Here is a 24788-nt window from a genome sequence, read left to right on the forward strand (position 1 = left end):
AGAACGTTTTCACGGAGAAGACCATGCTGCTGCGCCTGACCTGCCTGCTGTTGTTGTCGCTCTGCCTGCCACTGACGGCCCTGGCCGAAGACGCGCCCCTCAACGAAGTCCGCCCCGGCCTGTATGCCGGCGGCCAGCCCAGCGCCGCACAGCTGCAGGCCCTGGCCGCGCAGGGCGTGCGCACGGTGATCGACCTGCGCCAGCCTGGCGAGGACCGGGGCTTCGATGAAATCCACGCGGCCGAATCGCTGGGCCTGCGCTATGTGCGCATTCCGGTGGCCGGCGCCGAGGGGCTCGATGCCGCCAACATCCGCGCCGTGCACCAGGCCCTGCAGCAGAGCCAGGGGCCGGTGTTGCTGCACTGTGCGTCCGGCAACCGCGCCGGCGCCGTGCTCGGCCTGGTCAACGCACGCTACGAACACGCCAGCCCGGAACAGGCACTGCAGCTCGGCCAGCGCGCCGGCCTGAAGTCACTGGAAGCCGCCACCCGCCAGCGCCTGGCCACACCGGTCACCTCGCCCTGAACCACCCTCCGCACCAAGGACTTTGCCCACCATGACCCGCTGGTGGTCGCGCCTGCGACCGGACAACTTCACCCTCGCCCTGCTGTGCACCGTCGGCCTGGCCTCGCTGCTGCCGATGAAGGGCGCCGCCGCCATCGTGCTCGACGATGTCACCACCGTCGCCATCGCCGCGCTGTTCTTCCTGCATGGCGCGCGCCTGCCGCGCGAGTCGATCATCGGCGGCATGCTGCACTGGCGGCTGCACCTGACCATCCTGGCCTGTACCTTCCTCCTGTTCCCGCTGCTGGGGCTGATGTTCAAGCCACTGTCGGGCTGGCTGCTGACTCCGGAGCTGTACCTGGGCGTGCTGTTCCTGTGCACCCTGCCGTCCACCGTGCAGTCGTCCATCGCGTTCACCTCGATGGCCCGCGGCAACGTGCCGGCAGCGGTGTGCAGCGCCTCGCTGTCGAGCATCCTCGGCGTGTTCCTGACCCCACTGCTGCTGACCGCGCTGGCCGGCACCTCCGGCGGCGTGCATGACCCACTGCACGCGATCGGCGGCATCGTGCTGCAGCTGCTGGTGCCGTTCGTGGCCGGCCACCTGCTGCGGCCGTGGATTGCCGGCTGGGTTGAGAAGCAGCGCGCGCTGCTGCGCTACACCGACCAGGGCACGATCCTGCTGGTGGTGTATTCGGCGTTCGGCGAAGCGGTGACCGAAGGGTTGTGGAGCAAGACACCGCTGCTCTCGTTGCTGGCCGTGGCCGTGGTGGCTGCCGTGCTGCTCGGCATCGCCATGCCGCTGATCACCTTCATCGCCCGCCGGCTGCGCTTCAACCGCGAGGACGAGATCGCCATCGTGTTCTGCGGCTCGAAGAAGAGCCTGGCCACCGGCGTGCCGATCGCCAAGGTGCTGTTCGCCGGCGGCAGCCTCGGCGCGATCGTGCTGCCGGTGATGATCTACCACCAGATCCAGCTGATCGTCTGCGGTGTGATCGCGCAGCGGTATGCGCGGCGCAAGCCCTGACAGGGCGCGCGGGTTGTTCCGAGTGAACCATCCACGCATGGCGTGGATCTACTCCAAACCACGGATGGCGTGAACCACCAGTAGATCCACGCCATGCGTGGATGGGTTGCCTGACGCTACGGATCCACGAGCGTGCCGACGCTCAGCTCCGGCATCCACACCCACAGGTCGTACGCCCGTTCCGCATGGGTATCGCCCCGCAGCCGCGGGGCCACCTGCTCTGGAAGTGGCCGCGCCATGCAACGGTCCGCGCACGCCCACGCCTGGCCACGCAGCGCACCCAACCGCACGCTGTAGATATCCAGATCCCGCAGCTGGGAGGCCATCGGCTGCCTCTGCATTTCCGGCGGCATACCTTCCGGCCGCCGCAGCATGGCGTGGACATTGCCAGTCAGCACCAGCATGCGTGCATTGTCTGGCAACCCTCGATAGAGCCGTCGCAACTCGGCTGCCATGAAGTCATCGCGCGCCTGGTTGCCGCCACTGCTGGCATTGACGTCATAGCCAACCAATTCGATCACGCGCCCCTGCATCTTCAGCACACGCAGGCCTTCGATCATCGCCAGCATGTCGCGGCTGCGGCGACCATCATGCTGGTCATCGCGCACGGTCCAGAACGCGCGGCCGTGCAGGTGCCGGCGCGCCCTGGCCCCGCCATCGGATTCCAGATAGTCGCGCAGCACAGGGTTCTCGGCACGTGGCAGTTCCAGCGCCAGCAGGACCGGGCCGTTGCGGCTGTAGTCGTCCACCAGCTGGCGTACCAGCAACGGGGTCTCGCGGGTGCCGTGGAATTCGCCCAGTACCAGCAGGCGGTGCTCACCGGCATGCTGGCGGATCTGCGCGGCGGTGTCATCGGCATGCGCGGTGAGGGCCACACCCAGCGCCAGCAGCAGCGCGGTGGTCCAACGGAAGATCGAATGCATCCCTGCGCCTTCCTTTCCTTTGCGGTCAGGAACAGCAATGGCGACGCAGCAACCGCGGTTCAAGTAGATCCACGCCGTGCGTGGATGCTCCCGCCATCAGACCGGGCCTGAGTCGAGCGTGGCTCGACTCTACAAAGGGCAGCCCCTCACAACCAGGGCAGGATCCAGTGGTCCACCAGCAGGAAGGCGAACAGCGCCATCAGGTACACGATGGAGTAATAGAACATCTTCATCGAGAACAATTCGTCCGGCGGGTTGAGCATGCGCCAGGCATACCAGAGGAACACCGCGTTGAGCACGATCGCGCCGCCCAGGTAGAACGCACCGCTCATGCCCACCAGGTACGGCAGCAGGCAGACCAGCGCCAGCACCACCGAATACACCATGATCTGCTTGCGGGTATGCACCACGCCGTGGGTCACCGGCAGCATCGGGATCTCCGCCTTGGCGTAGTCCTCGCGGCGGAAGATCGCCAGCGCCCAGAAGTGCGGCGGGGTCCAGATGAAGATGATCAGCACCAGCAGCGACGAGTACGCCCAGTCCGACGAACCCTGCATGCCGGTCACTGCGGCCCAGCCCAGCATCGGCGGCATCGCGCCGGCCAGGCCACCGATGACGATGTTCTGCGAGGTCGCACGCTTGAGGTACACGGTGTAGATCACCGCGTAGCCGATCAGCGAGGCGAAGGTCAGCACGGCGGTGATCAGGTTCACCCACAGCACCAGGATGGTCATCGACAGCACGATCAGCACGCCGGCGAACACCAGCACCTGCCACGGCTTGACCTTGCCCACCACCAGCGGACGCCACGAGGTGCGCGCCATCTGCGCATCGATGTGTGCGTCCAGGAGCTGGTTGATGGCGGCGGCAGCCGAAGCAGCCAGCCAGATGCCGAGGAAACCGAGCACGCCGGCGCGCATCTGCTCCCAGCTCGGCACGCCCGGAATGGCCAGGACCATGCCGACCAGGGCGGTGAAGACGATCAGGGCAACGACCTTGGGCTTGGTCAGGTCCCAGTACTGGCGGTAATTGGAAAACATGGAATCAGTCCGGTGCGCGCAGGCGGGCCAGCAGGCTGACCAGCACGAACAACAGGGCAACGGCCACGCCGTTGTGGGCCACCGCCACTTCCAGCGGCAGCGCCAGCTTCACGTTGAGGATGCCGAGGGTGACCTGCAGCACCAGCAGCGCGATCAGCGCGCTGGCCCAGCCACGCATGCTCGGCAAGCGGAACAGGCGCACGCCCAGCCACAGCAGGTAGACGGCCACCACCACCGCGAACAGCCGGTGCGCCATCTGGATGGCGATACGCGAGGCGCCATCCAGCACGCCGCCTTCGTAATCCACGCCGATGCCGCGCCACAGGGTGAAGCCTTCGACGAAGTTGTGCTGCGGCCACCACTGGTTGGCACAGCGCGGGAAGTTGTCCAGCGAGGCGCTGCCGCCGCCGCAGGCCAGCGCCGCATAGTTGGCACTGACCCAGCCGCCCAGTGCGATCTGGGTGACCAGCACCGCCACGCCGATGCGCAGCACCCACTTCAGCTTCGGTGCTTCGGCCAGGGTGATCGGCATGTGCGTGGCGCGCCAGGCCATCCAGACCAGCAGCGCGAACATCAGCATGCCGCCCAGCAGGTGCCCCATCACCACGATGGGCTTGAGCAGCAGGGTCACCGTCCACATGCCCAGCAGGGCCTGGAAGATCACCACGGCCAGGGTCAGCAGTGCAGCGCGCGCCAGGTCGATGTTGCTCCAGCGCAGCGCGGCGATCAGCAGGATCGCCTCGCCGATCAGAGCCAAGGTACTGGCGGTGCCATGCCAGCCCATCATGTACAGGGGTATGCCGGCGGCCACCAGCACGCAGGCGGTCACCACCGCCGTGCTTCCGAATCGCCGCTTGCGCGTGGCCAGCAGCGCCAGGGTCAGGATCTCGATGCCCAATGCGCCGGCCAGGAAGCGGTGCACCTGTTCACGCCAGGCCTTGTGGGTCTCCAGCGGGCGGATCTCCGCCGCCGGGTGGCCGATGGTCTCTTCCACGTGCTGCGGCCAGGTGGCCTGGCCATAGCAGGTCGGCCAGTCCGGGCAGCTCAGGCCGGCATCGGACAGGCGCACGAAGGCGCCGAACATGATCGTGCTCGCGGTCATGATCATGGCGAACCACGCCAGGCGGTGGAAATTGCGGTGCAGCGCCGGACGCGCGGAAAGGCTCATCAAACGGGACTCACTTCAGTTTCAGCAACGTGGCCATGTCCTTGCGCAGGCCACCGAGGTCGGTGCCCGGGGCATGACGCATGATCACGAAGCCGTTCGGATCGATCACGTAGACCGGCAGGCCAGCCGGATCGTCGACGCCGGGCAGGGCCGCGCGCAGTGCTGGCGACGGAGCCAGCGGCCGCAGCGCGGGCAGCGAGGCGATCGACGCCGGTGGCGTTCCCAGCCACAGGATTTCGACATTATCGGCGTTATGGCCGAACAGCTGCCACACCTTGCCCAGTCCCTGCGACAAAGTGACGCACTGGGCGTCGCAGGCACCGGCCGGCGCCACCAGCAGGCGCCAGGTACGGGCTTCGGGGTTCCACGGGTACGGCTGGCCGTTGGCCAGGGTCGGCGCCTGCTGGCGCAGGTCCACAGGCGGCTTCAGCAGCTGGCCGGCATTGCGGTGCCCGGTGGGCTGCCAGCCAGAGAAGCGCAGCACGGCGGCCAGCGCCATCGCCCCGAAGAACACGGCAAACAGCAGCACCAGGGTCCGGCGGCCGGAGCCGCGCGCCTGCGGGGACGTAGCAGTGTTCATGCGGGGCATTTTCTCATGGTTGGGTGAGGGATGCGGGTGTGACGCCGCGGTAGCGCCGGCCGCCGGCCGGCATCCAGGAATGCGGGGGTTGTCGGCCAGCGGCCGGCACTACCGGGCAGCACGTCGCCTGCGCCACTCCAGTACCAGCGCGACCACCAGCACGGTCAGGGCCAGGCCGAACCACTGCACGGCGTAGCCCAGGTGGCGTTGCGGCGGCAGCGTGTTCGGCAGCAGGTCCAGGTCGCGTTCGTCGCCGAAGGGCAGCGCCGGGTCCAGCCGCAGGACGCGATCAGGCAATCCCGGCAGGCCAAGCGCCGCCGCCAGGCCCTCGGCGGGCAAGCGGCTGGCAAGCCAACGCCCGGCCTCATCGGTAGCGGAGAACGCCGGGCCCAGGGCCAGCCCCGCCGACGGCGGCGGCGCCAGCAGGCCACGCACCGCCACCGGCGAAGGCGGTGCCGGCACATCCGGCAGCCTGCGATCGGGCGGCAGCGCGCGCCAGCCCAGATCGACCAGCAGCACGCTGCCCTCGTCACTGCGGAACGGGCGATAGATCTTCACGCCCGCGCGGCCGTGCCGGGTCTGGTTGTCCAGCAGCACCACGCCGGGCAGGAAGCGACCGTGGTCGGCCACGCCGTGCAAGGCGCCAGGTGCAGCCAGGGCCTGCGCCAGTGGCAGCGCCTGTGCCACAGCTGGACCTTGTGCATCCAACATTGCCTGTTTGGCATGCATGCGCTGCAGCTGCCACAGCCCCAATGCGGTGAAACCGACCATTGCCAGCACCGCCAGCAGCCATCCGATCACGCGCGTGTGCTGGCGCATCATGACAAGTCCGCGCAAACGCGGTCAGATAGGCGCATCCACCCTGCCCTCGAGCCGCGCATGAGTGATTCGCTGAAGACCCTGCTGGTAATCGCGTTTCTGATCGTCATCGTCTGGAATCTGGGCGCCGGCCTGTATTACCTGCTGGTCGACCGCGGCCAGACCAAGCGCACGGTCAACGCACTGACGCGCCGCATCGCGGTGTCGGTTGCGTTGATCCTGCTGGTGATCGTGAGCATCTACATGGGCTGGATCAAACCGCACGGCATCGGCGGCTGACCCCGCCGCTGCCTGCAGGGTCAAAGCACGTAGACGAACAGGAACAGCATCAACCACACCACGTCGACGAAGTGCCAGTACCACGCGGCGGCTTCGAAACCGAAATGGTTGTCGCGGGTAAAGTGCCCCTTGGCCGAACGCAGCCACATCACGATCAGCATGATCGTGCCCAGCAGCACGTGCGCGCCGTGGAAGCCGGTCAGCATGAAGAACGTTGAACCGTAGATGCCCGAGCCGAGCGTCAGGTTCAGTTCCTTGTAGGCGTGGATGTACTCCTCCGCCTGCAGGGTCAGGAAGCCCAGGCCAAGCACCACGGTCAGGCCCAGCCAGATCAGCAGCTGGCGGCGGTTGCCGGCCTTCAGTGCGTGATGGGCGATGGTCAGGGTCACGCCGGAGGTGAGCAGGATCAGCGTGTTGATCAGCGGCAGGCCCCAGGCCGGGATGGTCTGGAACGCGCCGCCGATCGCCGCGGGGCCGTTGGTCGGCCAGCCGGCGGAATAACCCTGCCAGAGCAGCTCGTTGGTCATCACCCCGCGGCCTTCGCCGCTGAGCCACGACAGGCCCAGGTTGCGGGTGTAGAACAGCGCGCCAAAGAAGGCGCCGAAGAACATCACTTCGGAGAAGATGAACCAGATCATCCCCATCCGGAACGAGCCATCGACCTGGTGGTTGTAGTTGCCCGCCTGCGACTCGCGCACCACGTCGCTGAACCACCAGAACAGGGTCAGCACCAGCATCGCGATGCCGATGTAGAACGTCCAGCGCCCCCAGCTGGCATCGTTGAGCCAGCTGGCCACGCCCACCATGGTCACCATCATCGCGATGGAACCCACGAACGGCCATTTGCTCTGGGCCGGGACGAAGTACACGTTGGCGTCGGTCGGTGTCTGGGCCATGTCGGTATCCGGGTCAGGGTGCGGCGTGCGCGCCTTCCGAAGTGGCGGCCGGGGCCAGCCGATCGGACAGCGCGTCGTTGCGATAGAAGGTGTAGGACAAGGTGATCGTCTTGATCTCCGGCGGCAGGTCCGGATCGACGATGAAACGCACCGGCATGTCGCGCTTCTCGCCAGCCTGCAGCGTCTGCGCGGTGAAACAGAAACATTCGGTCTTGCTGAAGAAGCCCGAGGCACGCGCCGGCGCCACGGAAGGCACCGCACTGCCGACCACCGCCTGCTGGCTGTCGTTGCGCGCGAAGTACAGCGCTTCGTTGAGTTCGCCGGGCACCACGTCCATGGTCAACTGCTCGGGATGGAACGACCAGGGCAGGCGCGAATTGACGCCGCCATCGAACTCCACGCGCACGGTGCGCTTGCCGGTGGCGGCGCCGGTGCTGGCCTCGCTGCCCGGGCCGCGTTCCAGGCGTACACCGAACACCTTCTCGCAGGCGATGCGGTACAGCGGCACCAGCGAGAACGTGAGCAGGAACACCGCCACCGCCACACCGATCAGGCGCGGCAGCCCCGCACTGCGTGACGGTGTGCTGGCTGGCGCCTCGCTCATCGGCCGATCACCCCGCTGAGGATGAAGCCGACGTAGACCAGCACGGCGATGGCGCCGACCCACATCGCCGTGCGCCTGGCGCGCTGGCGTTGCTGTTCGATGCCGTGGCGTTGGGCTTCGGTCTGGCTTTGGCTTTGGCTTTGGCTTTGGTAGAGCCGACTGTTAGTCGGCTGCACTTCGCGAGTCGACTGACAGTCGACTCTACCGATCGGCAGCGGGCTCTCGTTATGCATGCCTCACCTCAATGCGTGATGTCGTCATGCGCCAGATCTCCCGGACGGATGGTCGGCGGCGTGGTGAAGGTATGTGCCGGTGCTGGCGACGGCAGCGTCCACTCCAGGCCGCGCGCGCCTTCCCAGGAACGGGCCTCGGCCTTCTCGCCGTTGCGCAGGGACGACAGCAGGATCGCGGCCATCATGAACGGGGTGACGAACATGCCGAACGCACCGATCGAGCTGATCAGGTTCCAGTCGGCGAAGGCCACGCTGTAGTCGGGAATGCGACGCGGCATGCCGGCCAGGCCGAGGAAATGCTGCGGGAAGAACAACAGGTTGACGAATACGATCGACCACCAGAAGTGCACCTTGGCCCACTTCTCGCTGTACATCCGCCCGGTCCACTTCGGCCACCAGTAGTACACCGCGGCGATCAGCGCGAACACCGCACCGGTCACCAGCACGTAGTGGAAGTGCGCGACCACGAAGTAGGTGTCGTGGTACTGGAAGTCGGCGGCGACGATCGCCAGCATCAGGCCGGAGAAGCCACCGATGGTGAACAGGATGACGAAGGCCACCGACCACAGCATCGGTGCCTCGAACGTCAGCGAGCCACGCCACATGGTGCTGACCCAGTTGAACACCTTCACCCCGGTCGGGATCGAGATCAGCATGGTGGCGAACATGAAGTAGATCTCGCCGCCCAGCGGCATGCCCACGGTGAACATGTGGTGGGCCCAGACGATGAACGACAGGAACGCGATCGCGGCGGTGGCGTACACCATCGCCTGGTAGCCGAACAGCGGCTTGCGGCTGAAGGTCGGGATGATCTCGCTGACCACGCCGAAGGCGGGCAGGATCATGATGTAGACCTCGGGATGGCCGAAGAACCAGAAGATGTGCTGGTACATCACCGGGTCACCGCCACCGGCGGCATTGAAGAAGCTGGTGCCGAAGAACTTGTCGGTCAGCAGCATGGTCACCGCGCCGGCCAGCACCGGCATCACCGCGATCAGCAGGAAGGCGGTGATCAGCCAGGCCCAGCAGAAGATCGGCATTTTCAGCAGGTCGATGCCCGGCGCACGCATGTTGAGCACGGTGGCGATGATGTTGATCGCGCCCATGATCGAACTGATGCCGGCCACGTGGATGGCGAACACGCTGAAGGCAACGTTGTAGCCGCCCTGCAGCGACAGCGGCGGGTACAGCGTCCAGCCACCGGCCGGTGCACCGCCGGGCAGGAACAGGGTCAGCAGCAGCAGGCTGAAAGCCACCGGCAGCAACCAGAACGACCAGTTGTTCATGCGTGGCAGCGCCATGTCCGGCGCGCCGATCTGCAGCGGGATCATCCAGTTGGCCAGTCCGACGAAGGCCGGCATCACCCCGCCGAAGATCATCACCAGCGCATGTACGGTGGTCATCTGGTTGAAGAACTCGGGCTTGACGAACTGCAGGCCCGGCTGCGCCAGCTCGGCGCGGATCACCACGCTCATCGCCGCGCCGATGATGAACATGATGAAGCTGAAACCGAGGTACAGCGTGCCGATGTCCTTGTGGTTGGTCGAGAAGAACCAACGTTCGAAGAAGCTCTGGTGGTGATGATGATCGTCGTGCCCAACTGCCGAGTGCGCCATTGCAAAACACCTCTCAGAATCGGTTGTCACCGCGGCCGCGAACGGCTGCGGGCTTTACATCACGCTCCGCTGGCCGCGGTGGCAGGCGCGCTGCCCGCTTCTGCAGCAGCAGGCGCAGCCGGTGCCTCGCCCGTCGGTGCAGTCGGTTCGGCAGGTGCCGCAGGCGTCGCAGGCTCAGCCGGCGGCGCGGGCTTGCGCTGCGCCAGCCACTGCTTGAACTCTTCCTTGGACACCGCCTCGACCACGATCGGCATGAAGCCGTGGTCCTTGCCACACAGCTCGGCGCACTGGCCGCGGTAGACACCCGGCTGCTCGATGCGGGTCCAGGCTTCGTTGATGAAGCCAGGGATGGCGTCCTGCTTCCAGCCCAGCGCCGGCACCCACCAGGCGTGGATCACGTCGTCGGAGGTGATGACGAAACGCACCTTGGTATCGACCGGCAGCACCAGGCGGTTGTCGACATCCAGCAGGTAGTGCGGATGGCTTTCGCGGGTCGGCACGATGCCGCTCTGCCGCACCCGGTCGGACTCGCGGTCCAGGCGGCTGGTGAAGGTGACGTTCTCGCCGAGGTATTCGTACTTCCACATCCACTGGTAGCCGGTGACCTTCACCGTCATCTCGGCATCGCGGGTGTCGTACATCTTGATCAGGTTGGCCGTGGCCGGCCATGCCATCACGATCAGGATGATCACCGGGATCACTGTCCAGATGATCTCGGCCTTGGTGTTGTGGCTGAAGGTGGCCGCGACCGCGCCCTTGGATTTGCGGAACTTGAACATGGCGTAGGCCATCGCCCCGAACACGATGACGCCGATCACCGTGCAGATGATCAACGACAGGTTGTTCGATTCCCAGGCCAGGCGCGAGGTCTGGGTCACCCCCTTGCCCATGTTCAGCTGCCACGGCTTCGGATCGGCCGCCTGGGCCCAGGCCAACGCCGGCATCAGTCCCCCGGTCGCCAGCATCGCGGCGACCGCGTTCACGCACTTCGTGCCCCACCTGCTGCTTTGCTTCATTGCCTAGACCCTTAGCGTCGTCGGTTGCCGCCATCGCTGGCGGCGAGCAAGCTTTCAAGTGTCTCTGCGAGCGTCTGACGTTCGGCCGGCGCGAGGAAACTCCCCACCTCCACCTGCCGGCCGCTGGATGCCAGCCGGACCCTCTCATCGTCGGTGAGCAGGCGCACCCAGTGGGGATGGGCCCGGAACACCGGCGATCCACCGGGTACGGGGATGACCTCCACGTACGCCGGCACTACCCGGATCTCCTCCTGCCGTTCACCGCTGCGCCACAAGGCACGCAGCGCGGCCGCCAGCACCAGGCTGTACAGCAGCGCGAACAGGGGGGCGAATGCATTGCCGGCCAACCACCCGAGGGCGGACACCAGCCACATCGCACCCGACAACACGGTGAACAACAGGACGAACTGCCGGGCATCGAGCGCCCGTGGGGGACGCAGCCGCAGCTGCGTACCTGACCCATCCGGAGCTGGAAGCACCTCGATCATGTCGCAACCGCGTTCCTGCCGCGGGAAACGCCTCGATGGTAGCCCCGCCCTCTCGCCGGTAGCAAGGGTGCATTCACACATTTTCCGATGCTGCAACACAGCATGAGGTCGGCGGTACGAATGACGAATTCGGCACAAACTCATCCACACTTGCTGAACACGCTGAATCCACCGCAGCTATTGGCTATCAGCGCTTCACGAAGGTGGCTGCAGGGCACTTCCGCAACCCGCAAAAATGATTAAAATCGCCAAGTTTTCCACTGGCCGGACCGGCATGAACGCACCTTCCTCCTCTCCTGCAGCCCCCGACGCCCTGCGTCCCGGCGCGTTGCTGTCGCCGGAACTGCCGGCGCCCCCCAACCCGTTCCGCCAGGCCATCACCGACGCCTGGTTGAAGGACGAGGCCACCCACGTGCGCGAGCTGCTGGCGCAGGCCCGCCTGCCCGCCGACGAGCAGGCCCGGGTGCAGGCACTGGCCGCCGACCTGGTCGGCCGCGTGCGCGTGCGCGCCAAGGACCAGGGCGCCATCGAAGCCTTCATGCGCCAGTACGACCTGGGCAGCGAGGAAGGCGTGTTGCTGATGTGCGTGGCCGAGGCACTGCTGCGTATTCCGGACCAGGACACCGCCGACAAGCTGATCCGCGACAAGCTGGCCGATGCCGACTGGGAAAAGCACCTGGGCGGCAGCGACTCGGTGCTGGTCAATGCCTCCACCTGGGGCCTGATGCTGACCGGCAAGCTGGTGCAGATGAACGACGCCACCCGCGCCGATGCGCCCAGCGCGTTCAAGCGCCTGGTCGGCCGCGTCGGTGAGCCGGTGGTGCGCCTGGCCGTGCGCCAGGCGATGAAGATCATGGGCCACCAGTTCGTCATGGGCCGCACCATCAGCGAAGCGCTGGCGCGCTCGCACAAGGGCGACAACGCCAGCTACCGCTACTCCTTCGACATGCTCGGCGAAGGTGCGCTGACCATGAAGGACGCGCTGCGCTACCTGGAAGACTACCGTCGTGCGATCCACGCCATCGGCGGCGATCACAAGGCACGCGGCGGCCGTCCGGATGGCGACGTCAACAATGCCCCGGGCATCTCGATCAAGCTGTCGGCGCTGTACCCGCGCTATGAGCACGCCAAGCGCGAGCGCGTGCTGAAGGACCTGGTGCCGGGCGTGCTGGAACTGGCGCAGCTGGCCAAGAGCTATGGCATCGGCTGCACCGTCGACGCCGAAGAGTCCGACCGCCTGGAACTGTCGCTGGACATCATCGAGCAGGTGTTCTCCGACGCCTCGCTGTCCGGCTGGGATGGCTTCGGCGTGGTCGTGCAGGCCTACCAGAAGCGCACCCCGTACACGATCGACCACCTGGCCGACATGGCGCGCCGCGCCGGTCGCCGCCTGCAGGTGCGCCTGGTCAAGGGCGCGTACTGGGACGCCGAGATCAAGCGCGCGCAGATCGAAGGCTACCCGGGCTACCCGGTGTTCACCCGCAAGCAGAACACCGACGTGTCCTACCTGGCCTGCGCCAAGCGGCTGTTCACCCATGCCGACGCGATCTACCCGATGTTCGCCACGCACAACGCGCATACCATCGCGGCCGTGCGCAGCATCGCCAACGGCGGCGTGTACGAGCACCAGAAGCTGCACGGCATGGGCGACGACCTGTACGCCGAAGTGGTGCCGGCTGACCGCCTGGGCCTGCCCTGCCGCGTGTATGCACCGGTCGGTTCGCATGAAGACCTGCTGCCGTACCTGGTGCGTCGCCTGCTGGAAAACGGCGCCAACTCCAGTTTCGTCAACCGCATCACCGACGAGCGCGTGCCGATCGCCGACCTGATCCGCGATCCGGTCGAGATGGTCGCCTCGTTCGCTTCGATTCCGCATCCCAAGATCCCGCTGCCGGTTGACCTGCTGCGCAGCCAGAACCACGACAGGAAGAACTCCATGGGCGCCAACCTCGCCAACGACAACGAACTGCGCGCCCTGGCCGAGCAGATCAACGCGGCTGTGAAGCCCTGGCAGGCTGCGCCGCTGGTGCCGGGCGCCAACCCGGCCGGCGCCGCGCTGCCGGTGACCAACCCGGCCGACACCCGTGAAGTGGTTGGCCAGTGGCTGGCCGCAGACGCCGCCACCGTGCAGAAGGCCCTGGCGAATGCCGTAGCCGCGCAGCCGGCCTGGAACCGCACCCCGGCCGCCAGCCGCGCCGCCATCCTCGAGCACGCCGCCGACCAGCTGGAAGCACGCATGCCGGAATTCATGGCGCTGTGCGTGAAGGAAGCCGGCAAGAGCCTGCCCGACAGCATCGCCGAAGTGCGCGAAGCGGTGGACTTCCTGCGCTACTACGCCAAGCAGGCGCGCGAGCAGTTCAGCCACGCCGAGAAGCTGCCGAGCCCGACCGGTGAGTCCAACGAGCTGCAGTTGCACGGCCGCGGCGTGTTCGTCTGCATCAGCCCGTGGAACTTCCCGCTGGCGATCTTCCTGGGCCAGGTCGCTGCCGCCCTGGCCGCCGGCAACAGCGTCATCGCCAAGCCGGCCGAGCAGACCAACCTGATCGGCTACTACGCGGTGAAGCTGCTGCACGACGCCGGCGTGCCGGCCGAGGTGGTGCAGTTCCTGCCGGGCGACGGTGCTACCGTCGGTGCCGCGCTGACCGCCGACCCGCGCGTGGCCGGCGTGGCCTTCACCGGCTCCACCGACACCGCCCGTGCGATCAACCGCGCGATGGCGGCGCGTGACGCCGCCATCGGTGTGCTGATCGCCGAGACCGGTGGCCAGAACGCCTTCATCGCCGACTCCTCGGCACTGCCGGAACAGCTGGTCAAGGACGCGATCGGTTCGGCCTTCACCTCCGCCGGCCAGCGTTGCTCGGCTGCGCGCGTGCTGTTCGTGCAGGACGACATCGCCGACAAGGTGATGACCATGCTGGCCGGTGCGATGAAGGAACTGAAGGTCGGCAACCCCGGCCTGCTGTCCACCGACGTCGGCCCGGTGATCGACGCAGATGCGCTGAAGATCCTGCAGGACCACGCTGAGCGCATGGACCGCGAAGCGCGCCTGATCGCCGCCGCCGAGCTGTCGGCCGAGGCCGCCAACGGCACCTTCTTCGCACCGCGCGCGTACGAACTGAAGGACCTGGGCCAGCTGCAGAAGGAAGTGTTCGGCCCGGTGCTGCACGTGATCCGCTGGAAGGGCGACCAGCTCGACGCGGTAATCGACCAGATCAACGCTACCGGCTACGGCCTGACCCTGGGCGTGCATTCGCGCATCGACGAGACCGTCGACCGCATCAGCAACGGCGTCCATGTCGGCAACGTCTACGTCAACCGCAACCAGATCGGTGCGGTGGTCGGCGTGCAGCCGTTCGGCGGCCAGGGCCTGTCCGGCACCGGCCCGAAGGCCGGCGGCCCGCACTACCTGTTGCGCTTCGCCACCGAAAAGACGGTGACGGTGAATACCACCGCCGCCGGCGGCAACGCCTCGCTGCTGACCCTGGGCGACTGATCGCCCGGTTGATGCAGTGAACGAAAAACCCCGCGAAAGCGGGGTTTTTTATGCCTTGCTTCCTGTAGAGCCGGGCCCACGCTCGGCTTTCCTCGCACAGCCGAGCGTGGGCTCGCTCTACAGAGGCTGGGCCACACTGAACCGATTGTCCGCCCGCTTCGCCAGCTCGCCGTGCACGCGCGCGATGCGCGCTTCCAGCCCCCCCTCCAGCAGCACGTAGTCGACTCCCCGCGCCTCCAGCTCGCGCACGTACCACGCATGCTGCTGCGCCCGGAAGGCTTCGCCCACCCGCGTGCCGTCCTGGTCGAACGGGATATCCGGCGCACACAGGAACAGCAGGTCATACGGTCGCAATGCAGCCTGCCGCAGTGCCTCCGGCGCCGTACCAGACATCCAGCCGCTGTAGTCCAGCGTCACCAGCGGCGTGGTATCGCAGAACAGCCAGCGATGCGCATGCCGTGCGGTCTCGTCTTCGTGCTGCGGCTGTGCCATTGCGATGCGAAGCAGATCATCTGGCGTCAGCTCTCCGCCCTGCTGCTCCCATAGCGTGCGGCCATACTCCGGCACCCAGGCGGTCTGCAGTCGCTCGGCCATCACGCGCGCCAGCGTGGTCTTTCCGCTGGACTCGCCACCAATGAACGCCACGCGCTGCACATAGCCGGCATAGACCTGCGGTGCGAGGCCATGACGGTGCGCATGCGGATCGGCGCGCAGCTGGGTGCCACACGCCTGCCCGACGTCCAGTGCGCGTTCGAGCCGCTCATGGCGTACCGGCGCGCCGAAGTGCGTGGCCAGCGCCTGCGCGAAGCCGTCGCCGTAGTCCTCGCCGGTGTAGACCGCCTGCACCGGCCCGCCGAACAGGCTCAGGCACAGCCAGGCGGTGAACTCGCGCTGCACGTGCTCGTTGTCGCTGTCCTGCGGCAGCGTGCGCACGGGCAAACCGTGCTGCGTGCACAATGCCGCCAGGCGCGCGTCATCAAGCACCGCCACCGTCGCCTGCGGGAAGCGCGCTCGCAGCCAGCGCTCGCGACGCTCGGCGCTGTAGCCTGGGAAACCCGGCTGCGACCAGCCGATCACCAGCAGCTGCCGGCAGCGCGTGGCGGCGAAGTCGATCAGGCGTTCGTGGCCGAGGTGCAGCGGGCAGAACTTGCCCACCACCAACCCCCGCGCAACGCGCTCAGGCGGCGGCATCGGCTGCCTTGGCCTCCGTCCGCATCAGATGGCGCCAATGGCGCAGGGCGACCAGCGCGTTTATCCAGAAACCGATGTAGAGGATCGAGGTCAGGTGCAGGCCACGGCTGTAGTACAGCGGCACCGCCACGGTGTTCACCAGCAGCCACACCCACCACGATTCCAGCTTGCGGCGCATCATCAGGATCTGTGCGATCACGCTCAGTACCAGCACCGCCGAATCGATGTACGGCGCGTAGGCGTTGGTCAGGCGGGTCAGCATCCAGCCGTAGCCGAAGGTAGCCACCACTGCCAGCGGTGCCAGCCAGGCCCAGGCGCGCGGCCGCAATGAAGTGATCGGCAACGGCGCACCGTGGTCACCGCGCAGCCACTGCCACCAGCCCAGCACGCTGATGGCGATGAAGAAGAACTGCAGCACCATGTCCGCATACAGGTGCGATCGTTCGAACACCGCAGCAAACAAGGCGCAGCCGACGATGCCCAGCCACCAGGTGTGCACGTTGTTGCGGCCGGCCAGCAGGATCGAGCCGGCGACGGCGATGTTGGCGGCCAGCTCCAGCTGGAAGTTCGGGTCGGACAGGTTCATGACGCTATTGTCATGGATTCGCCCCCTGCGTACACAACCGGGCGTAGCCACGCCCGACGTGGATGCCCTGGGCCGCACTGCAAAAAGAAGGCCCCGCTTACGCGGGGCCTTCCGTGTCTTGCTTCAGGCAATCGCCTGGATCAGAACTTGTACTGGAACGAAGCTGCCAGCACGTCGCCACGAACCTTGTACTTGCCAGCCAGCGAGTTGCCCTGGTTGTTGGTAGTCGGCTTGATGTTCACGTTCGGGTCGCTGGTGAACAGGTGGGTGTAGCCGAAGTTGTATTCGGTGTTAGCCGACGGGGTCCAGCCCACGCCCAGCGACAGCCACTTGCGGCTGGTATCTGGCACGCGCACATCGCGATGAGCGTCGGTAGTCGGGGTCTGGTCCAGCGCGACACCACCGCGCAGGGTGACGGTATCGCTCAGCTTGTAGTCCGCACCCAGCGACACGAAGGTGGTATCGCGATAGCCGAAGTCCAGCACAGAGTCCTTCTGGGCCGAAGCGTAGTCGATGGTGACAGCGTCGAATGCGGTCGACCAAGCGGTGCGGGTGACGTCACCCATCACAGTCCAGCGGTCGTTGACCTTGTGGGTCACACTGAGGGTTGCCGACGCCGGCAGCTTTACGGTTGCCTTCCCGCTGGTGCTGACGAACTGGCCCGGCTGAGTCTGTCCCAGGATGGTCGCGGTGCGGCCATTGTCGTTCGGCATCAGGAAGGTGGCATCGCCACCGGTGATCTTGTGCGTAACCTTGGAGCGGTAGCTCAGGCCGATGTGGGTATTCTCATCGATCGAGAACAGACCACCGACCGTCCAGCCCACTGCATTGTTGTCGCCTTCAACGGTCAGCTTGCCGTCGGCGCTGCCCGGGGCGTAACCCGGCACGCGGGCCTGGGCCAGCGCAGTACCGAAATCGATGTTGTTGCTCAGCTCCATAGTCAGGTGCTCGACGAACACCGACGCACCGAAGGAAACGTACGGGTTGACGTCATAGGATGCGGCGAAGCCGAGGTCGATCGCCTTCAAATCGGTCTTCAGGCCGCTGTAGCGACCCACCCAACCATTGTCGTACTGGGTCTTGAAACCAAACGGAGCAGTCAGCGACACACCGAAGTGCGCCTTCTCGCCGACTGGCATATGGAAGTATGCGGCCGGAACCGGGGCGATCATTCCAGCGTCGCCGCCGTCACCGCCGGTCTGCGCGGCGCCGGTCGGCTTACGGCCTTGGCCTTTGAACTCGGCCTTGAAGCTGATGGCGCTCAGGTCACCCTGAATCAGGGTGCCATCAAGCTGGCGCATGCCGGCCGGGTTGACGGCGATGATGGAGGCGTCGCCTTCGGCGCTGCCGGAGCCGGCGAACGCGCGGCCCAGGCCCTTGGCGCTGTTTTCCTTCAGCTGGAAGGCGGCAGCATTGGCATCGGCGGCGGCCAGCGCACCGGCAACGCCGACGGCCAGCAGGGTCAGTCGGGCAATGGTGGAAGCGGTTTGCATCGTAGTTCTCTCTCTCCGGTAAGCGGTGATGGTGCTCTGAGTGCGCCTGCGCCCGGCAGGCCCAGAGGCCCGTCGAAGCGCGCCGGATTCCCCTCCCGACATACGACGCCGTATGCGAGTATTACCCAGAGCCGTTAATGAAACAATAACGACGCAGGCGGTTTTTCCGTCTCAAAAGCTGAACAGGACAATCCCCGTCGCAAGCGCCCGCACGCTAGGCTAGTGCCATGTTCGTCTCCCTCCCGTCCCGCAAGAAGGCGGCCCTGCGCTGGGCCACGCCCGTGCTGTTTGCGGCACTGTGGCTGGCGTTCCTGTGGTCGATCTCGCGTCCGGACGATGCCCGCGGCAGCCTCTGGCTGGACTGGGGCGCCCTGTCCACGGGCCTGACCCACCCGCTCGACTGGTGGGCGACGCTGCAGGACGGCAGCGTGCTGCGCCTGTTCACCGCCCTGTTCCTGCACGCGGACTGGTCGCATCTGCTGGGCAACCTGGTGTTCCTGTTGATCTTCGGCCTGCCCGCCGAGCGGGTGCTGGGGCCCTGGCGCCTGCTGCTGCTGTTCCTGGTCGGCGGCGCGGTATCGAATCTGGTGGCCATCTACACCATGGGCAGCCCGGACCAGATCATCATCGGTGCCAGTGGCGCGGTCTCGGCACTGATCGGTGCCTACCTGGCCCTGTTCCCGGGGGCGCGGCTGGGCGTGGTGATCCCGCTTGGCCTGTTCCTGGAATTCGTGCGTGCCCCGGCCTACCTGCTGATCGGCGTGTGGGCAGCGCTGCAGGTGGTGTTCGCCCATATCGGCCCGAGCTTCGGCATGGTGGCCTGGTGGGCCCACATCGGCGGCTTCGTGTTCGGCCTGGTGTACGGGGTCTACGTGCGCGCGGCCATCGCCCGCCGCCTGCGCAAGCGCCACGGCTTCTGAGGCCCAGGTAGTGCCGGCCGCTGGCCGGCATTTGGTTTCTTCTTCCGCCCTTGAGCCGACGCCGGGTATGGCCCGGCGCTACCTCACGGCTTCGCTGGGGCCGGTGCGGGCTTTGCTTCCGGCTGTGCTTCCGGCTTAGGTTCGACCTTCGCTTCCGGCTTCGCCGCAGCGGCCTTCGCGGCCTTGGCCGCATCCGCCTTCGCCGCCTCGGCCTTCAAGCGTGCAGCCACCGAACCCGGGTTCTTCAGCTCGGCCAGCGCGTCGTTGATCGGGCCATCGCCCGGCAGCACCGCACCGGCGTGGTAGCCCTCGGTGCCTTCGTCGTCGCCACGCAGATGGCCCGGCAGGGTCGCTTCGCTGTAATCGCTCAGGCTGGCCGGCAGTGCCTCGTCTTCCGGGCGCGCCGCGGGCTTCAGTTCGACCTCCGGCACGATGCCAGTGGCCTGGATCGACCTGCCGCTGGGCGTGTAATAACGCGCGGTGGTCAGCTTCACCGAGTCACCGTTGTCCAGCGGCAACACGGTCTGCACCGAGCCTTTGCCGAAGGTGCGGCTGCCGACCACGCGCGCGCGCTTGTTGTCGCGCAGCGCCCCAGCCAGCACTTCCGAGGCGCTGGCCGAGCCCGCATCGACCAGCACCACCACCGGTGCGCCCTTCAGCAGGTCGCCCGGCGTCGCATCGAACCGTGCATCACTGATGCTGATGCGGCCGCGGGTGCTGACGATGTTGCCCTTGTCGAGCAGGTCGTCGGCCACCTGCACCGCGGCAGTCAAAAGGCCGCCCGGGTTGCTGCGCAGATCCAGCACCAGGCCCTTGAGCTGGCCACCGGACTGCTTCTGCAGCTGCTGCAGGTGCTTCTGGAAGTCCGACCCGGTGTCGGCCTGGAAGGTGCTCAGGCGGATGTAGCCGTAGCCCGGCTCCAGCAGGCGGCTGCGCACGCTGGTCACGCGGATGGTCTGGCGGGTGAGGCTGACGTCGAACGGCTTCGGCTTGCCCGCGCGCACGATGGTCAGCACCACCTTGCTGCCGGCCGGGCCACGCAACGGTTCGCTCGCATCAATGGCGCTGATCGGCTTGCCGTCGATGGCGATGATCAGGTCACCGGCGAGGATGCCGGCCTTGGCCGCCGGCGTGTCGTCGATCGGCGAGATGACCTTCATGCTGGCGTTGTCGGGCTGCTGCTGCAACTCCACGCCGATGCCCTCGTAGGCGCCGTTGGCCTGCTCGTCGAAGGCCTGCGCGTCTTCCTTGTTGAAGTACGTGCTGTGCGGGTCGAGGTCGAGCAGCAGGCCGCGCACCGCCGACTGCATCAGCTTCTTGTCATCGACCGGGTCGACATAGGCCGCGCGCACCGCGTTGTACACCGCCACGAAGCGGCGGATGTCCTCCAGCGGCACCTTCGAGGTCACCGCCTCCTCGCTGTTCGCTGCCTGCCCGCTGGTTTCCTTGCTCGGGGCGGGCGCGGTCTGCTGCGCCCAGGACAGCGCCGGCAACAGGGCCAGCAAGAGGGTGGCGGTACGGGCTGCGCGCATGGATCACTCCTGTCGACGTTGGCATCGTGCCCAAGGCACATGCGTCGATTATGCGCGAAGCACAGCTAAATTCCCGTTGAATCCGTCCGCCACGCGACAGCGCCGGATTCAGCGCCGCTGCAGCCAGCTGTCCGGGTTGACCGGCTGCCCGCCCCGGCGCAGTTCGAAGTACAGCGCGGTCACGCCCTGGCCACCGGAATTGCCGACCTTGGCCACCGCATCGCCGCGGCTGACCCGTGCGCCGGCATCCTTCAGCAGGGTGTCGTTGTGCGCGTACAGGCTCATGTAGCCGTTGCCGTGATCGACGATCAGGATCATGCCGTAGCCGGTCATCCAATCGGAGAACACCACGGTGCCGTCGGCCACGGCGGTGACGGTGCTGCCGGCGGGCGCGCCGATCAACACACCACTGCTGGTGCGGCCGTCGGGCAGCTTTCCGCCGTAGCGGGCCAACAGGTTGCCCGACAACGGCCAGCCCAGGCCACCCACCTTCGGCGCCGGCGCAGAGGCCACGGCAGGCGGGACCTTGGTGGGCGGCGGTGGCGGGCGGCCCTGCGCGGCGGCCTGGCGTGCGGCACGCTCGGCGGCGGCCTTTTCAGCGGCTGCTCGCCGCGCCGCGGCGCGGCGCTCGGCTTCGGCCCTTGCCGCAGCGGCACGCAGGTTGGCCAGCAGCTTCTCCAGTGCCTTGGCGTCCTGGCCCAGCGCCTGTTCCTTCTCGCGCTGGTCCTTGAAGCGCTCATCCAGCGAGGCGACGGTCCTGGCGCGATCGCGACGGTCGGCTTCCAGCGCCGCAGCCTGCTGCTTCTGGTCCTGCTGCGCACCCTGCAGCTTCTGCTTGCGCTCGGCGATCTGCGCCTGCAGCACTTCCAGCTCTTTCAGGTCGGCTGTCAGCGTGGTGATGCGCTGTGCCCGCTCGCGTTGCAGGTAGCGGTGGTAGGCCAGGGCACGATTGGCATCGGCCACCGTGTCCTGCGACAGCAGCAGCTTCAGAGGTGCATGGTTGCCCAGCTGGTAGGCCGCACGCAGCAGGCCGGCCAGCTCGCGATGCTGCTGGGCGAGGTTGGCCTGCAGCGTGCTGCGGCGTTGTTCGGCCTCGGCCAGGGCCCTTCCCTGCTCGCGCAGCGCAGTTTCAGTCTGCGCAAGCGCACGGCCGGTGCGGGCCACCTTCTCGTCCGCCTCACGCAGCTGCTGCGAGGCCTGGCCCCGCTGGCCCTCGATCTGCCTGCGCTCCTGCGCCACGCCCTTCAACTCGCTACGCAGCTTCTGCAGCTTGCGCTCGGTCTCGCGGGTGGTCTGAGCGGCGCCCTGCAACGGCAGCGCCAAGGCGATGGCCAGCCCCAACAGCAGGCAGCGCCCGCCGCGGATGGCGGCGATGTGATGTCGGCGTGATGGGAAGGCGTTGTCGCGCAAGGGCTTTCCAGTGACTTCAGGCAGTTGCAGGGGGTACCGGGGAATGGTGACATCTCCGCACGCGGCCTGCCAGCCGCACATCCATCGAGGTCCCATGAAAACTCTTTCCATTCCGCTGTTGTTGGGCGTCCTGCTCGTTGCCGGCCCCGCCGGTGCCCAGGACAACATCAGCAAGGTCAACGGCAGCATCAGCGCCGAGCCTGGCCAGCGCTACGGCAAGCTGGATACCGTCAACGGCGGTATCCGGGTTGGTGAAGGCGTCGAGACCGGCAGCATCGACACCGTCAACGGCGGGGTCAAGGTGGCCGACCGTGCACGTACCGGCAAGATTGAAACGGTCAACGGCGGCGTACGCCTGGGCCGCGAGGTGATTGCACACGGCAGCGTCAGCACCGTCAACGGCAGCATCTTCACCGATCGCGGCAGCCAGATCGAAGGCGGCGTCGAAACCGTGAACGGTGGCATCGGCCTGGTCGAAAGCCGCGTCGGCAAGGACGTGGAGACCGTCAACGGCGATATCACCGTCGGCATCGGTTCCCAGGTCAACGGCGGTGTGCACGTGCGCAAGCCGAACTTCAGCGTCTCGCTCACCGCCAGCCGCAAGCCGCGCGTGATCGTCGGCCCGAATGCCGTAGTCAACGGCCCCCTGCAGTTCGAACGCGAGGTGGTGCTTTACGTGCATCGCACCGCGCGCATCGGTCCGGTCACCGGCGCCGAACCGATCCCGTTCGACACCGAAACCGCCCCGGCGGACTGAGCGCACCGGACCGCTTGGTTCGGTGATACTCGCTGATACCGGCCGTGCACGACGTGCGGCCGCCCTTTGTTTTCCAGGAATCGACGATGCCCCGCAAACTCCTCCTGTGCCTGGCCGCCGCGGCCGCGCTCAGTGCCTGCAAAGGCGAAGACACGCCGGCCACCGCACCGGCGTCAGCCACCGACACCGCTGCCGCGAAGCCGGCGGCTCATCAGTTCTCCCCCGAGATCAACGCCGGCGACTTCGCCGAGATGGTCAAGACCCTGGCCTCGGATGAATTCGAAGGCCGCGCGCCGGGCAGCAAGGGCGAGGAACTGACGGTCAACTACATCCGCGACCAGATGCAGCGCATCGGCCTGCAGCCGGGCAACGGTGACAGCTGGTTCCAGGACGTGCCGATGACCGAGACCACGGCCGACGCATCGACCGTGCTGAAGATCACCCAGGGTGGCAAGACCACCGAGCTGAAGTTCGGTACCGACATGGTGGTCGGCACCCGTACCGGCCAGGCTGAGGTGAAAGTCGATGCCAGCGACCTGGTGTTCGTCGGCTACGGCGTTGATGCGCCGGAGCAGAAGTGGAACGACTATGCCGGCCAGGACTGGAAGGGCAAGACGGTCGTGATGTTCGTCAACGATCCGGGCTTCCATGTTGACGACGCGAAGCTGTTCGACGGCAAGCGCATGACCTACTACGGCCGCTGGACCTACAAGTTCGAAGAGGCCGCGCGCAAGGGCGCCGCCGCGGCGCTGATCGTGCACGACACCGCCGGTGCCTCCTATGGCTGGGACGTAGTGAAGAACTCCTGGGCCGGCCCGCAGTACGACCTGCCGGCCAAGGATGACCCGGAAGCCCGCATTCCGGTGCAGGGCTGGCTGAGCGCCGACGCCGCCAAGGCGCTGTTTGCCGGTGCCGGCCTGGACCTCGCGCAGGCTTACAAGGATGCGAGCAAGCGCGGCTTCAAGCCGGTGCCGCTGAAAGCCACCGCCGCGGTCGACCTGAAGAGCCAGATCGCGCAGAAGCAGTCGCGCAACGTGGTGGGCGTGCTGCCGGGCAGCAAGCGTGCCGACGAGGCCGTGCTGTACATGGCGCACTGGGACCATCTGGGCAAGCACGAGGGTGAAACCGGCGACAACATCTACAACGGTGCGGTCGACAACGCGACCGGCGTGGCCGGCATCCTTGAGGTGGCCGAAGCCATGGCCCACCAGGATCCGAAGCCGGAGCGCTCGGTGGTGTTCCTGGCGGTGACCCTGGAAGAGTCCGGCCTGCTGGGTTCGAAGTACTACGTCTCCCACCCGACCTTCCCGCTGGACAAGATCGCCGGTGTGATCAACATCGACGCGATGTCGGTGGCCGGCCGTGCCAAGGACGTGACCGTCACCGGCTTCGGCAGCTCGGAACTGGAGGACATCCTCAAGCCGCTGGCTGCAGCCCAGGACCGCACGCTGCATGGTGAGACCTCGGTGCAGAGCGGCTTCTACTTCCGCTCGGATCACTTCAACTTCGCCAAGGCCGGCGTGCCGGCCCTGTACGCCGATGGTGGCGAGGATCTGCGCGAGGGTGGCGTGGACGCCGGCCGCAAGGCCGCAGCGGACTACGGCGCCAACCGCTACCACGGTCCGAAGGACGAGTTCGACGCGTCCACCTGGAAGCTGGACGGGACTGTCGAGGACCTGCAGCTGATGTACGGCGTCGGCAAGGAACTGGCCGGTGCCGATCGTTGGCCGAACTGGTACGAAGGCAACCCGTTCAAGGCAGCCCGCGACGCGATGATGAAGGACAAGGCACCGGCAAGGTAAAGACGGGCCATGCTCGACTGAACATCGTTGAGAGCAGAGCGGCGCCCCACGGGGCGCCGCTTTTCTTTTGCGTACCGTCGGCGGCAGATCCACGATTGGTGTGGATCTGCCGGTAGTGCCGGCCGCTGGCCGGCAATCGATTGGTAGCGGCCAACCTTGGTTGGCGCCATGCTTCCTCGCAGTGGGCCTCCACGCATGGCGTGGATCTACCGGGCCATGTAATGCCATCGGGTTGCCGGCCAGCGGCCGGCACGACCCGCATTTACTGCGCACAAAGAAAAACCCCGCTGCGTGAGCAGCGGGGTTTTGGGTGTAAACCCTGGCGATGACCTACTCTCGCATGGCTTGAGCCACACTACCATCGGCGCAGCTGCGTTTCACTTCCGAGTTCGGGATGGGATCGGGTGGTTCCACA

23 protein-coding genes and 1 rRNA gene are annotated in these 24788 nt (G+C 66.8%); 7 read left to right on the forward strand and 17 right to left on the reverse strand.

What is annotated here, in order from left to right; translation table 11 throughout:
• Nucleotides 1–23: 23 nt before the first annotated feature.
• Both AC5P5R_RS19985 and AC5P5R_RS19990 read left to right on the forward strand, forming a co-directional pair.
• Nucleotides 24–524 (forward strand): protein tyrosine phosphatase family protein, encoded by a 501-nt coding sequence (locus AC5P5R_RS19985; protein WP_049459311.1) that lies wholly within the window; start codon nucleotides 24–26, stop codon nucleotides 522–524.
• 31 nt (nucleotides 525–555) lie between these two features.
• The gene (locus AC5P5R_RS19990) at nucleotides 556–1527 is read left to right on the forward strand and encodes a bile acid:sodium symporter family protein (protein ID WP_049459310.1); all 972 of its coding nucleotides are present in this window, start codon (nucleotides 556–558) and stop codon (nucleotides 1525–1527) included.
• Nucleotides 1528–1643: 116 nt separating this feature from the next.
• Here the strand turns inward: AC5P5R_RS19990 and AC5P5R_RS19995 are convergent, their stop codons facing one another.
• The 5 genes from AC5P5R_RS19995 to AC5P5R_RS20015 form a co-directional block, all read right to left on the reverse strand.
• Nucleotides 1644–2450 (reverse strand): hypothetical protein, encoded by an 807-nt coding sequence (locus AC5P5R_RS19995; protein ID WP_049396183.1) that lies wholly within the window; start codon nucleotides 2448–2450, stop codon nucleotides 1644–1646.
• A gap of 146 nt (nucleotides 2451–2596) precedes the next feature.
• A complete protein-coding gene (gene cyoE / locus AC5P5R_RS20000; protein WP_043035494.1) occupies nucleotides 2597–3490 on the reverse strand; it encodes a heme o synthase in 894 nt (297 codons plus the stop codon).
• A gap of 4 nt (nucleotides 3491–3494) precedes the next feature.
• Nucleotides 3495–4658, reverse strand: a complete 1164-nt coding sequence (locus tag AC5P5R_RS20005; RefSeq protein ID WP_005407797.1) for a COX15/CtaA family protein — start codon at nucleotides 4656–4658, stop codon at nucleotides 3495–3497.
• A gap of 10 nt (nucleotides 4659–4668) precedes the next feature.
• The gene (locus tag AC5P5R_RS20010; protein WP_005412027.1) at nucleotides 4669–5238 is read right to left on the reverse strand and encodes a redox-active disulfide-containing membrane protein; all 570 of its coding nucleotides are present in this window, start codon (nucleotides 5236–5238) and stop codon (nucleotides 4669–4671) included.
• Between the two features lie 108 nt (nucleotides 5239–5346).
• Entirely contained in the window at nucleotides 5347–6060 is a 714-nt protein-coding gene (locus AC5P5R_RS20015) for an SURF1 family protein (RefSeq protein WP_049459308.1), read from the reverse strand.
• Between the two features lie 57 nt (nucleotides 6061–6117).
• Between AC5P5R_RS20015 and AC5P5R_RS20020 the strand changes: the two genes are divergently transcribed.
• Nucleotides 6118–6336, forward strand: a complete 219-nt coding sequence (locus AC5P5R_RS20020; RefSeq protein ID WP_005412025.1) for a twin transmembrane helix small protein — start codon at nucleotides 6118–6120, stop codon at nucleotides 6334–6336.
• A gap of 20 nt (nucleotides 6337–6356) precedes the next feature.
• Here the strand turns inward: AC5P5R_RS20020 and AC5P5R_RS20025 are convergent, their stop codons facing one another.
• From AC5P5R_RS20025 to AC5P5R_RS20050, 6 genes are read right to left on the reverse strand one after another with little or no spacing between them, the layout of a single operon-like run.
• Entirely contained in the window at nucleotides 6357–7232 is an 876-nt protein-coding gene (locus AC5P5R_RS20025) for a cytochrome c oxidase subunit 3 (protein ID WP_005407793.1), read from the reverse strand.
• Nucleotides 7233–7245: 13 nt separating this feature from the next.
• The gene (locus AC5P5R_RS20030) at nucleotides 7246–7836 is read right to left on the reverse strand and encodes a cytochrome c oxidase assembly protein (RefSeq protein ID WP_005407792.1); all 591 of its coding nucleotides are present in this window, start codon (nucleotides 7834–7836) and stop codon (nucleotides 7246–7248) included.
• A complete protein-coding gene (locus tag AC5P5R_RS20035; RefSeq protein WP_033835837.1) occupies nucleotides 7833–8069 on the reverse strand; it encodes a hypothetical protein in 237 nt (78 codons plus the stop codon). Before AC5P5R_RS20035 ends, AC5P5R_RS20030 begins: the two co-directional genes overlap by 4 nt.
• A gap of 8 nt (nucleotides 8070–8077) precedes the next feature.
• On the reverse strand, nucleotides 8078–9685 hold the full coding sequence (gene ctaD / locus AC5P5R_RS20040; protein WP_005407790.1) for a cytochrome c oxidase subunit I: 1608 nt from the start codon (nucleotides 9683–9685) through the stop codon (nucleotides 8078–8080).
• 59 nt (nucleotides 9686–9744) lie between these two features.
• The gene (coxB, locus tag AC5P5R_RS20045) at nucleotides 9745–10701 is read right to left on the reverse strand and encodes a cytochrome c oxidase subunit II (RefSeq protein ID WP_099561735.1); all 957 of its coding nucleotides are present in this window, start codon (nucleotides 10699–10701) and stop codon (nucleotides 9745–9747) included.
• A gap of 11 nt (nucleotides 10702–10712) precedes the next feature.
• Complete coding sequence (locus AC5P5R_RS20050; RefSeq protein WP_004153894.1) at nucleotides 10713–11189, reverse strand: DUF2244 domain-containing protein; 477 nt, start codon at nucleotides 11187–11189, stop codon at nucleotides 10713–10715.
• A 274-nt stretch (nucleotides 11190–11463) separates the two neighbouring features.
• Here AC5P5R_RS20050 and putA point away from each other — a divergent pair, with 274 nt between their 5' ends.
• Nucleotides 11464–14682, forward strand: a complete 3219-nt coding sequence (putA, locus tag AC5P5R_RS20055; RefSeq protein ID WP_049459307.1) for a bifunctional proline dehydrogenase/L-glutamate gamma-semialdehyde dehydrogenase PutA — start codon at nucleotides 11464–11466, stop codon at nucleotides 14680–14682.
• Nucleotides 14683–14799: 117 nt separating this feature from the next.
• On the opposite strand, the gene AC5P5R_RS20060 is transcribed toward putA, so the two are convergent.
• From AC5P5R_RS20060 to AC5P5R_RS20070, 3 genes are all read right to left on the reverse strand, one after another.
• A complete protein-coding gene (locus AC5P5R_RS20060) occupies nucleotides 14800–15873 on the reverse strand; it encodes an AAA family ATPase (protein WP_049459306.1) in 1074 nt (357 codons plus the stop codon).
• Nucleotides 15860–16459, reverse strand: coding sequence for a nicotinamide riboside transporter PnuC (gene pnuC, locus AC5P5R_RS20065; protein WP_049396190.1), 600 nt, complete (start codon nucleotides 16457–16459; stop codon nucleotides 15860–15862). Before pnuC ends, AC5P5R_RS20060 begins: the two co-directional genes overlap by 14 nt.
• Before the next feature lie 140 nt (nucleotides 16460–16599).
• Entirely contained in the window at nucleotides 16600–17952 is a 1353-nt protein-coding gene (locus AC5P5R_RS20070) for an outer membrane protein transport protein (protein WP_164281696.1), read from the reverse strand.
• A 227-nt stretch (nucleotides 17953–18179) separates the two neighbouring features.
• On the opposite strand from AC5P5R_RS20070, the gene AC5P5R_RS20075 reads away from it, so the two are divergent.
• Nucleotides 18180–18872 carry a rhomboid family intramembrane serine protease gene (locus tag AC5P5R_RS20075; RefSeq protein ID WP_005407784.1) on the forward strand — a complete coding sequence of 231 codons (693 nt, stop codon included), beginning with the start codon at nucleotides 18180–18182 and terminating at the stop codon, nucleotides 18870–18872.
• Between the two features lie 83 nt (nucleotides 18873–18955).
• Here AC5P5R_RS20075 and AC5P5R_RS20080 read toward each other — a convergent pair whose 3' ends face one another.
• Together AC5P5R_RS20080 and AC5P5R_RS20085 are read right to left on the reverse strand one after the other, a co-directional pair.
• Nucleotides 18956–20404, reverse strand: a complete 1449-nt coding sequence (locus AC5P5R_RS20080) for a S41 family peptidase (protein ID WP_049459305.1) — start codon at nucleotides 20402–20404, stop codon at nucleotides 18956–18958.
• 108 nt (nucleotides 20405–20512) lie between these two features.
• Nucleotides 20513–21814, reverse strand: a complete 1302-nt coding sequence (locus AC5P5R_RS20085; RefSeq protein ID WP_012478925.1) for a murein hydrolase activator EnvC family protein — start codon at nucleotides 21812–21814, stop codon at nucleotides 20513–20515.
• Nucleotides 21815–21908: 94 nt separating this feature from the next.
• Here AC5P5R_RS20085 and AC5P5R_RS20090 point away from each other — a divergent pair, with 94 nt between their 5' ends.
• Both AC5P5R_RS20090 and AC5P5R_RS20095 read left to right on the forward strand, forming a co-directional pair.
• Nucleotides 21909–22571 carry a DUF4097 family beta strand repeat-containing protein gene (locus tag AC5P5R_RS20090; protein ID WP_005407780.1) on the forward strand — a complete coding sequence of 221 codons (663 nt, stop codon included), beginning with the start codon at nucleotides 21909–21911 and terminating at the stop codon, nucleotides 22569–22571.
• Nucleotides 22572–22657: 86 nt separating this feature from the next.
• Nucleotides 22658–24373, forward strand: a complete 1716-nt coding sequence (locus tag AC5P5R_RS20095) for a M28 family metallopeptidase (RefSeq protein ID WP_012478924.1) — start codon at nucleotides 22658–22660, stop codon at nucleotides 24371–24373.
• A gap of 317 nt (nucleotides 24374–24690) precedes the next feature.
• Here AC5P5R_RS20095 and rrf read toward each other — a convergent pair.
• A 5S ribosomal RNA gene (gene rrf / locus AC5P5R_RS20100) occupies nucleotides 24691–24788 on the reverse strand; the annotation flags it as partial.

Source organism: Stenotrophomonas sp. YJH_SMC_19, from assembly GCF_059367915.1.

Excerpts from the sequence above, each read along its gene's own strand:
- AC5P5R_RS19985 (WP_049459311.1), top strand. The coding sequence starts at position 24 with ATGCTGCTGCGCCTGACCTGCCTGCTGTTGTTGTCGCTCTGCCTGCCA.
- AC5P5R_RS19990 (WP_049459310.1), top strand. The coding sequence starts at position 556 with ATGACCCGCTGGTGGTCGCGCCTGCGACCGGACAACTTCACCCTCGCC.
- AC5P5R_RS19995 (WP_049396183.1), bottom strand. The coding sequence starts at position 2,450 with ATGCATTCGATCTTCCGTTGGACCACCGCGCTGCTGCTGGCGCTGGGT.
- cyoE (WP_043035494.1), bottom strand. The coding sequence starts at position 3,490 with ATGTTTTCCAATTACCGCCAGTACTGGGACCTGACCAAGCCCAAGGTC.
- AC5P5R_RS20005 (WP_005407797.1), bottom strand. The coding sequence starts at position 4,658 with ATGAGCCTTTCCGCGCGTCCGGCGCTGCACCGCAATTTCCACCGCCTG.
- AC5P5R_RS20010 (WP_005412027.1), bottom strand. The coding sequence starts at position 5,238 with ATGAACACTGCTACGTCCCCGCAGGCGCGCGGCTCCGGCCGCCGGACC.
- AC5P5R_RS20015 (WP_049459308.1), bottom strand. The coding sequence starts at position 6,060 with ATGATGCGCCAGCACACGCGCGTGATCGGATGGCTGCTGGCGGTGCTG.
- AC5P5R_RS20020 (WP_005412025.1), top strand. The coding sequence starts at position 6,118 with ATGAGTGATTCGCTGAAGACCCTGCTGGTAATCGCGTTTCTGATCGTC.
- AC5P5R_RS20025 (WP_005407793.1), bottom strand. The coding sequence starts at position 7,232 with ATGGCCCAGACACCGACCGACGCCAACGTGTACTTCGTCCCGGCCCAG.
- AC5P5R_RS20030 (WP_005407792.1), bottom strand. The coding sequence starts at position 7,836 with ATGAGCGAGGCGCCAGCCAGCACACCGTCACGCAGTGCGGGGCTGCCG.
- AC5P5R_RS20035 (WP_033835837.1), bottom strand. The coding sequence starts at position 8,069 with ATGCATAACGAGAGCCCGCTGCCGATCGGTAGAGTCGACTGTCAGTCG.
- ctaD (WP_005407790.1), bottom strand. The coding sequence starts at position 9,685 with ATGGCGCACTCGGCAGTTGGGCACGACGATCATCATCACCACCAGAGC.
- coxB (WP_099561735.1), bottom strand. The coding sequence starts at position 10,701 with ATGAAGCAAAGCAGCAGGTGGGGCACGAAGTGCGTGAACGCGGTCGCC.
- AC5P5R_RS20050 (WP_004153894.1), bottom strand. The coding sequence starts at position 11,189 with ATGATCGAGGTGCTTCCAGCTCCGGATGGGTCAGGTACGCAGCTGCGG.
- putA (WP_049459307.1), top strand. The coding sequence starts at position 11,464 with ATGAACGCACCTTCCTCCTCTCCTGCAGCCCCCGACGCCCTGCGTCCC.
- AC5P5R_RS20060 (WP_049459306.1), bottom strand. The coding sequence starts at position 15,873 with ATGCCGCCGCCTGAGCGCGTTGCGCGGGGGTTGGTGGTGGGCAAGTTC.
- pnuC (WP_049396190.1), bottom strand. The coding sequence starts at position 16,459 with ATGAACCTGTCCGACCCGAACTTCCAGCTGGAGCTGGCCGCCAACATC.
- AC5P5R_RS20070 (WP_164281696.1), bottom strand. The coding sequence starts at position 17,952 with ATGCAAACCGCTTCCACCATTGCCCGACTGACCCTGCTGGCCGTCGGC.
- AC5P5R_RS20075 (WP_005407784.1), top strand. The coding sequence starts at position 18,180 with ATGTTCGTCTCCCTCCCGTCCCGCAAGAAGGCGGCCCTGCGCTGGGCC.
- AC5P5R_RS20080 (WP_049459305.1), bottom strand. The coding sequence starts at position 20,404 with ATGCGCGCAGCCCGTACCGCCACCCTCTTGCTGGCCCTGTTGCCGGCG.
- AC5P5R_RS20090 (WP_005407780.1), top strand. The coding sequence starts at position 21,909 with ATGAAAACTCTTTCCATTCCGCTGTTGTTGGGCGTCCTGCTCGTTGCC.
- AC5P5R_RS20095 (WP_012478924.1), top strand. The coding sequence starts at position 22,658 with ATGCCCCGCAAACTCCTCCTGTGCCTGGCCGCCGCGGCCGCGCTCAGT.